The sequence below is a fragment of the Serratia sp. CY32780 genome (assembly GCF_052169135.1).
In the GTDB taxonomy this organism is placed as follows: domain Bacteria; phylum Pseudomonadota; class Gammaproteobacteria; order Enterobacterales; family Enterobacteriaceae; genus Serratia; species Serratia sarumanii.
Genome location: NZ_JBJNLI010000013.1, coordinates 1 through 893, shown reverse-complemented (window position 1 = coordinate 893; position 893 = coordinate 1). Strand labels below are relative to the sequence as shown.

The window sequence follows — 893 nt, the reverse complement described above, 5'->3', positions numbered from 1 at the left end:
CCGGCTTCCTTGGCGTCCCACTGGGCGTAGATGTCCTGCGGGATTTCAAAGGCGGCGTATTTCCAGCCCAGCGCTTCGCGGGTGGCGGCCACTTCGGCGGCGCCCAGCGCGGCGCCGTGCACGTCATGGGTGCCGGCCTTGTTCGGCGAACCGAAGCCGATAACGGTCTTGCACATCAGCAGCGACGGCTTGTCGGTCACCTTGCGGGCTTCTTCAATCGCGGCCTTGATGGCGTCCGGGTTGTGGCCGTCGACGTTGCGCACCACGTGCCAGCCGTAGGCTTCGAAGCGCAGGGCGGTGTCGTCGGTGAACCAGCCGTCGACGTGGCCGTCGATGGAGATGCCGTTGTCATCGTAGAAAGCGGTCAGCTTGCCGAGCTTGAGGGTACCGGCCAGAGAGCAGACTTCGTGCGAGATGCCTTCCATCATGCAGCCGTCGCCCATGAAGGCGTAGGTGTGGTGGTCAACGATGTCGTGGCCCGGGCGGTTGAACTGCGCGGCCAGGGTGCGTTCGGCGATGGCGAAGCCGACGGCGTTGGCGATGCCCTGGCCCAGCGGGCCGGTGGTGGTCTCAACGCCCGGGGTGTAGCCGTACTCCGGGTGCCCTGGGGTTTTGGAATGCAGCTGACGGAAGTTTTCCAGCTCGCGCATCGGCAGGTCGTAGCCGGTGAGGTGCAGGAGGCTGTAAATCAACATGGAGCCGTGGCCGTTGGAGAGCACGAAACGGTCGCGGTCAGCCCAGTGCGGGTTAGTCGGGTTGTGGTTGAGGTAGTCACGCCACAGGACTTCGGCGATGTCCGCCATGCCCATAGGGGCACCCGGGTGGCCGGAATTGGCTTTTTGTACGGCGTCCATGCTGAGTGCGCGGATGGCGTTGGCAAGCTCTTTACGAGA

Annotated in this window: 1 pseudogene; it reads right to left on the bottom strand. The window is 64.6% G+C overall.

Annotated elements, in window-relative coordinates:
* Positions 1–893, bottom strand: a pseudogene (locus ACJ8HH_RS23850) (transketolase); the annotation flags it as partial.